Below are 6243 nucleotides of genomic sequence, written 5' to 3'. Positions count from 1 at the left end.
CCCTCCCGGTCGGTGGTGGCATCGTCCGCGAAGCGACGGTCACCGGTCGCATCGGGCACGTACTTCACACAGACAACGATCCTCAAGCTCACGGCCTGCTCTCCTGTTACTGGTCCGATCCGGCGGCTGCGGCGACTGCCCGGGCGCGGCGAGGGCGTCTCGGCGCGCGTACGGGGCCCGCGGCCCGGGCGGCGCACACCGGTGCCGCTCCGGAACTCCCGGGCAGCATACCCACGAGCAGTTCAGCAGTCACTACTCGCCAGTAGCTTACGCTGCCCGCGGGTCCGGCCCGGCACCTGCGCCGCCGCCTGAGGCCCATCCTGCCCCAGGTCGCGCCCCGATGTCCGGCCGCCACCTGAGTCGACGCCGGAAGGCCGATCGCACCCCGCGCGCGAGCGCCGTCCGAAGCGCCCCGCCCGGACCGCCCCGGTCAGACCGCCTCGCCCAGCGCGGCGATCACGTCCGCCTTCCGGGGCTGCCCCGCCGCCCGGCGCACCACCCGGCCCGAGGCGTCCAGCACCAGCACGGTCGGCGTGCGCAGCACCTCCAGCCGCCGCACCAGCTCCAGCCGCGACTCGGCGTCCACCTCGACGTGCGCCACCCCGTCCACCATCCCCGCCACCTCGGCCAGGGTCCGCCGGGTCGCCCGGCACGGCTGGCAGAACGAGGTGGAGAACTGCACCAGCGTGGCCCGCTCCCCCAGCGGCTCCCCCAGCTCCTCGGCGGTCAGCCGCACCGCGTCGTCCCTGCCGCGCACCTTCAGCCTCCCGTCGCGCACCTTGCGCACCGCGCCGAACACGCCGGCCGCCGCCAGCACCCCCAGGCACACGATCAGTCCGGTCATCCGACCAGTGTGACAAATCTGCCCCTGGGCCCGGCCGCGCGCCCCCGGTAGCATCGCCCCCGTGCACACCCGCGCCCCGCACCCGACTCCCCGGCTGACCTGCCGCCGGGTGATCGACCTGTGCCGGGCCGGCGCCACCCGCTGTCGCTGACCGCTCGCCCTCCCTTTCCCCTGACTCCGCGTCAGGTCAGCCGTCAGCACCCTTCACCGGAGCAGCTTCGTGCAGATCGACCCCCGCGGCCCCCGTTTCGCCGCCGTCCTCACCTCCGCCGTCCTCGCCGCCGTCCTGATCACCGGGAGCGGGTGGCTGCTGGCCGCCCAGACCCTGATCTTCGCCCTGGGCGTCCTCCGGCGCTCCCCCTACGGCCTGCTCTACCGGGCCCTGGTCCGGCCCCGGCTCGGGCCGCCCGCCGAGCTCGAGGACGCCCGCCCGCCCCGGTTCGCCCAGGCCGTCGGCCTCGGCTTCGCCCTGCTCGGCACCCTCGGGTACCTGCTCGGCCCGGCCTGGCTCGGCCCCGCCGCCACCGGTCTCGCCCTGGCCGCCGCCTTCCTGAACGCCGCCTTCGGCTACTGCCTCGGCTGCGAGTTCTACCTGCTGCTGCACCGGGCCCGGGCCCGCGCCTGACCGCCGCGGAGACGGCGACCGCCCCCGGAGGGTTCCCCCGCGCGGTGAGATCTCCCGCACCGGGGGCGGGCGTGACAGACCGTACCCGTTCGGGGGATCATCGGGGGGAAACACCCGTGGCCGCCGCGGCGTGCCGCGACCTCGCGGCCCCGCCCCACGCCCCGGGTACCACTCGACCGGGCGTGAGCCCCGTGGGAAGTAGGGCCGACCGTGGCTGAGTTCGTGTACCCGCCGGTGATCCGCACCGCGCTCGCCGCCTTCAAGGCGCTGGACCTGCGGATCTCCATCGTCGGCGCCGAGCACGTCCCCGCGACCGGCGGCGCCGTCCTGGTCAGCAACCACATCAGCTACCTGGACTTCATCTTCGCGGGCTTCGGCGCGTACCGGGTGGCCCGCCGCAAGACCCGCTTCATGGCCAAGGACGACGTGTTCCGGCACAAGGTGTCCGGCCCGCTGATGCGCGGCATGAAGCACATCCCGGTCGACCGCACCGACGGCCAGCCCGCCTACGAGGCCGCCGTCGAGGCGCTGCGCGAGGGCGAGATCGTCGGCGTGTTCCCCGAGGCCACGATCAGCCGCTCGTTCATGCTGAAGAAGTTCAAGACCGGCGCGGCCCGGATGGCCGCCGACTCCGGCACCCCGCTGCTCCCGGTCATCCTCTGGGGCACCCAGCAGCTGTGGACCAAGGGCCGCCCCAAGGAGCTGACGAAGCGTCACGTGCCGGTCACCATCGTGATCGGCGAGCCGATCCACCTGGCGCCGACCGACAAGCCGGTCATGGTGACCCGCCGCCTGCGGGCCGCGATGACGGAGATGCTGGAGCGCGCCCAGCGCGAGTACCCGGCCAAGCCCGCCGGCCCCGCCGACTCCTGGTGGCTCCCCGCGCACCTCGGCGGCACCGCCCCCACCCCCGAGCAGGCCGAGGCCCTGGACGAGGCCGAGGCCACCGAGAAGGCCGAGCGCCGCGCCGCCCGCGGCACCGCCTGAGCCCCACCGGGCAGTCCACCGGGTGCCGGGCCCCACCGGGTGACGGGGCCCGCCCGAGGCGGCGCCGTCCGGATCGGCGGGCCCGGCTCCGCGGATCACGGCGTGGCGCGGGCCCGTCCTGTGCGACGCTCCTGATCATGGCTGACACCGACGGCGACAAGCGCTACGTCTTTCTCGACCCCGACAGCAGCGGCGCGGGCCAGGGGTGGGTGTTCGCCGTCGTGGCGGCGGACACCGGCGTGGTCTACCAGACCCAGGGCGGCGGCTACGGCTGCGTGCAGTACCAGCAGGAGGGCTACCTCGTCCCGCTGCCCGCCCGGAACCCGGACGACGAACTGCGGGCCCTGTTCACCGGCGCGCTCAAGGGGCAGGGCGCGCGGGGCCTGGACTGGCCGCCCGCCCTGCTCGACCGACTGCGGACGGCCGTCGCCGCCCACCGCTACGGCGCCCCCGGCACTCCCGGCGTCCCCCTCGCCCTCGACGAGTCCCGCCTCCCCGAGGCCGACGAGGCCTGGCTGCCCGTCCTCACCCCCGACGGCCCCGGTGTGCTGGTCTGGGAGAACTGCGACTGACCCCGCCCCGGGCAGGGGACGGCTCAGCTGCCGAACCAGCCCGCCGCGTCCAGCCGGAACGCCGACGGGCCGGTCAACTGCGCGAGCCCGTCCTCCAGTTCGCGCAGCCGCCGCTCCCCGAGCGCCTGCGCCCAGCGGGTCCTGATCGCGTCGAAACCGGCCGCCGACCGGGCCAGCAGGTCCAGCCCGTGCGGCGTCAGCCGGACCAGCTTGCGGCGCGCGTCCCGCGGATCGTCGACCCGCTCCGCGTAGCCCAGCGCCTCCAACCGGTCCACGGTCTTCCCGGCCGCCTGCTTGGACACCCCCAGCCGGCGCCCGATCTCACTGGCCCCGGCCCCGTCCGGCCCGATCGCCTGCAGGGCGAAGCCGAACGCGGGCCGGGCGTGCGGGTGCCCCTGCCGGGCGAGTTCGGCGTGCAACTCGTCGATGATCGTGCGGAATCCGGCGAACAGCAGGAGCGGGAGCTCGAAGCCGTTGCGCGAATCGACAACCTGGTTTACGTTTTGGTCAACCACGTTGTCTATTCTAGGGCGCGCCGCCGGGGAACTCCCTCCGGCCGCCCCGGCACGCCCTCCGCCGCCGCCCGAAAGGCACTCCCTTGTCGCTCCCGACCACCGCTCCCACCGCCCCCGACACTGGCACCGGCACCGGCACCGGCACCGGCACCGGCACCGGCGGGTACTTCCCCGAGCTCACCCCCGAGACCGCCCCGCCGGCCGCCCGCCGCCGGCTCGACCAGGTCGCCCGCCACCTCGGCCACCTCCCCGCCGCCGTCGGCCGCCTCGCCCACTCCCCGCAACTCCTCGACGGCTTCCTCACGTTGAGCGCCATGTTCGACAGCACCGACCTCGACCCGCTGGTCCGCGAGACACTCGTCCTGACCGTCGCCACCCGCAACGGCTGCCACCTCTGCGTCGCCATGCACACCGCCGCCCTCACCCGGCTCGCCGCCGAACCCGAGCTGATCGCCGCCCTGCGCGCCCAGCAGCCGCTCCCCGACGCCCGCCTGGAGGCCGTCCGCACCTTCGTGCACGCCGTCCTCGACCACACCGGCGCCGTCCCCGAACCCGAACTCGCCGCCTTCCTCGCCCACGGCTTCACCCCCGCGAACGCCCTGGAGATCGTCCTCGGCATCGGCGCCTACACCCTCTCCACCTTCGCCAACCGCCTCACCGACGCCCCGCTCGACCCCCAACTCGCCCCGTACGCCTGACCGTCCACCCGCAGGCCGGTACGCTCCCCGGGTGACCGACCGCGGCATCGCCCTCCCCGCCCTGCGCCACCAGCTGGTGGCCGCGGTCCTCACCCTCGCCGTCCCCGCCCTCCACGACCCGGCCCGCGACGGCTTCGACCCCGCGTCCCTCCTCACCACCCTGCTCACCGAGACCTGCGACGCCACCGACCCCCTCCCCTGGCTCGGCCACACCCTGCGCACCGACGAGGAAGCCGCCCTCACCGCCGACCTCGGCACCGCCCTGCACACCCTCCGGACCGGCCTCCCCGCCGACCCCACCCCCGCCGACCACCTCGCGTCCCCGGCCTGGCCCACCGTCACCACCACCGCCGCCCGCCTGGCCCGCACCCTGGTCACCAACGACCACCTCGCGCACTGACCGCCCACAACCCCTTTGCCCCGCGCGGCCCGCGCCCCGCACAATCCCCCCATGCCCGAACCGGCCACCCCGCCCCGCCGCAGCCCGGCCACCACCGGCCACTGGACCGATCCGACCGGCACCACCTGGTCACTGCGCCGCGGCCCGCTCGTCCCCCGCCGCACCCGCCGCCTGCGCACCGAGGCCGCCCTCCTCGTCCTCGGCCACAGCGCCGGACTCGACCCGCAACCGGTCACCGCCCTCGACCTCGCCGAACTCCACGCCCCCTACCTGGCGTACGAGTTCACGGACGCCGACGGCCGCGCCATGCTCTTCCTCGAACTCCACTGCTGACCGCCCAGCCGACTCCGCCCCTTCCCCCAGCACGACGCAGGGCCCCGGCGCTCCCCGGCCGGGGCCCTGCCGCGCGTCAGCGACCGGGGCCCTCGCCCGCCCCCGGCAGCTCCTCCGGCAACACGAACACCGGATTCTCGATCAGCCCGACCGAGGCCCCCGACGGCTCCACCACCGTCGCCACCCTGATCCCGCCCCCGACCTCCTGGACCGCCGCCCGCACCACCGCCCCCGCCGCGACGAAGTGCTCCACCGCCGCGTCCACGTCCCGCACCCCCCAGTACGTCGCCGGCCCCACCGCCGGATCCCCGTCCGGATCGAGCCCCAACTCGTACCCCGCCACGTTGAACCCCACGTAGAACGGCTCGTCGAAATACGGCTCCACCCCCAGCGCCGCCGCCCACCAGCTCCTGGCCGCAGCCAGGTCCGGCGCGGGATAGATCACGGTCCGCAGTCCCAGCAGCATGTCGGCTCCCTTTCCTCCACAGCACTCACGCAGAGGGCGAGCCTAGAACCCACCACTGACACCCCCTCAGAAGACCGGCGCGACCCCCACCACCCCGCGCCCGTTGACCGCCGCCCACCGCAACACCCGCAACGGACCGTCCAACAACTCCCCCGCCGGAAAATCCGGATCGTTCCCCAGATCCGCCATCCACCCCCGCACCCGCCGAACGACCCGCCCCCGCTCCACCCCCGACCGCCCCAACACCGCCTCGAACGCCGGCAGCTCCCGTCGCACCCCGGCCGCGTCCAACACGAACACCCCGAACCACCCCGGCCACCCCAACACCGCATCCGGCCCCACCGCGAACCCCAACGCCGCGAACGGAAACGCCTTCCCCGCAGCCATCGCCCACCGCTGTTCCTCCGGCCGACCCCCCATCTCCTCCAGCACCCGGGCCGCCGACCCTTCGTGCTCCTCCGAATCCGGCGCCCACCTGCCGAATAACTCCCCCAACCGCGACGCCCCTTCGTCCTCCCAGAGCCGGCCGGACAGTTCCCCGGCCGCCAACCCCCGCCACCACACCCGCTCGGCCTCGACCCCCGCCGGCACCACCGCCATCTCGGCGAGTGCCCCGAACTCCGCCAACTCCGCATCCGTCAACGCAAGCAGCGCCCACACACCTGTGAAGCCCACTCTTTCCCCTCTCCGAAACGCAAAGAAGCCCCGTGACTTCCCGTCAGGGGGCTTCTCCACAATGATTGTTCGGCGGCGTCCTACTCTCCCACAGGGTCCCCCCTGCAGTACCATCGGCGCTGTGAGGC

Annotated in this window: 10 protein-coding genes and 1 pseudogene; 6 read left to right on the top strand and 5 right to left on the bottom strand. The window is 74.7% G+C overall.

The features are described 5' to 3' along the window. Both ACIOHG_RS37685 and ACIOHG_RS37680 read right to left on the bottom strand, forming a co-directional pair. Nucleotides 1-92: pseudogene (locus ACIOHG_RS37685) on the bottom strand (electron transfer flavoprotein subunit beta); the annotation flags it as partial. 338 nt (nt 93-430) lie between these two features. Continuing rightward, a complete protein-coding gene (locus ACIOHG_RS37680; RefSeq protein WP_400958165.1) occupies nt 431-844 on the bottom strand; it encodes a TlpA family protein disulfide reductase in 414 nt (137 codons plus the stop codon). Between the two features lie 220 nt (nt 845-1064). On the opposite strand from ACIOHG_RS37680, the gene ACIOHG_RS37675 reads away from it, so the two are divergent. From ACIOHG_RS37675 to ACIOHG_RS37665, 3 genes are all read left to right on the top strand, one after another. After that, nucleotides 1065-1469 (top strand): DUF4395 domain-containing protein, encoded by a 405-nt coding sequence (locus tag ACIOHG_RS37675; RefSeq protein ID WP_400958163.1) that lies wholly within the window; start codon nt 1065-1067, stop codon nt 1467-1469. Between the two features lie 210 nt (nt 1470-1679). Then, on the top strand, nt 1680-2456 hold the full coding sequence (locus ACIOHG_RS37670; protein ID WP_400958161.1) for a lysophospholipid acyltransferase family protein: 777 nt from the start codon (nt 1680-1682) through the stop codon (nt 2454-2456). Nucleotides 2457-2593: 137 nt separating this feature from the next. Next, entirely contained in the window at nt 2594-3028 is a 435-nt protein-coding gene (locus tag ACIOHG_RS37665) for a DUF6210 family protein (protein ID WP_400958159.1), read from the top strand. A gap of 23 nt (nt 3029-3051) precedes the next feature. Here ACIOHG_RS37665 and ACIOHG_RS37660 read toward each other — a convergent pair whose 3' ends face one another. Continuing rightward, nucleotides 3052-3552, bottom strand: a complete 501-nt coding sequence (locus tag ACIOHG_RS37660; RefSeq protein ID WP_400958167.1) for a MarR family winged helix-turn-helix transcriptional regulator — start codon at nt 3550-3552, stop codon at nt 3052-3054. A gap of 74 nt (nt 3553-3626) precedes the next feature. Between ACIOHG_RS37660 and ACIOHG_RS37655 the strand changes: the two genes are divergently transcribed. From ACIOHG_RS37655 to ACIOHG_RS37645, 3 genes are read left to right on the top strand one after another with little or no spacing between them, the layout of a single operon-like run. Further along, nucleotides 3627-4241 carry a carboxymuconolactone decarboxylase family protein gene (locus tag ACIOHG_RS37655; protein WP_400958157.1) on the top strand — a complete coding sequence of 205 codons (615 nt, stop codon included), beginning with the start codon at nt 3627-3629 and terminating at the stop codon, nt 4239-4241. A 31-nt stretch (nt 4242-4272) separates the two neighbouring features. Continuing rightward, the gene (locus tag ACIOHG_RS37650) at nt 4273-4641 is read left to right on the top strand and encodes a hypothetical protein (protein WP_400958155.1); all 369 of its coding nucleotides are present in this window, start codon (nt 4273-4275) and stop codon (nt 4639-4641) included. 51 nt (nt 4642-4692) lie between these two features. Beyond that, nucleotides 4693-4974, top strand: a complete 282-nt coding sequence (locus ACIOHG_RS37645) for a hypothetical protein (RefSeq protein ID WP_400958153.1) — start codon at nt 4693-4695, stop codon at nt 4972-4974. A gap of 76 nt (nt 4975-5050) precedes the next feature. On the opposite strand, the gene ACIOHG_RS37640 is transcribed toward ACIOHG_RS37645, so the two are convergent. Beyond that, nucleotides 5051-5440 carry a VOC family protein gene (locus ACIOHG_RS37640; RefSeq protein ID WP_400958151.1) on the bottom strand — a complete coding sequence of 130 codons (390 nt, stop codon included), beginning with the start codon at nt 5438-5440 and terminating at the stop codon, nt 5051-5053. Between the two features lie 66 nt (nt 5441-5506). Next, nucleotides 5507-6243 (bottom strand): hypothetical protein (locus tag ACIOHG_RS37635; protein WP_400958149.1); only part of this gene is annotated, 737 nt, incomplete at its 5' end.

Source organism: Kitasatospora sp. NPDC088134 (assembly GCF_044741705.1).
Classification (GTDB): domain Bacteria; phylum Actinomycetota; class Actinomycetes; order Streptomycetales; family Streptomycetaceae; genus Kitasatospora.
The sequence above is the reverse complement of the archived record's forward strand: the minus strand, read 5'-3'. Positions and strand labels throughout refer to the sequence as shown.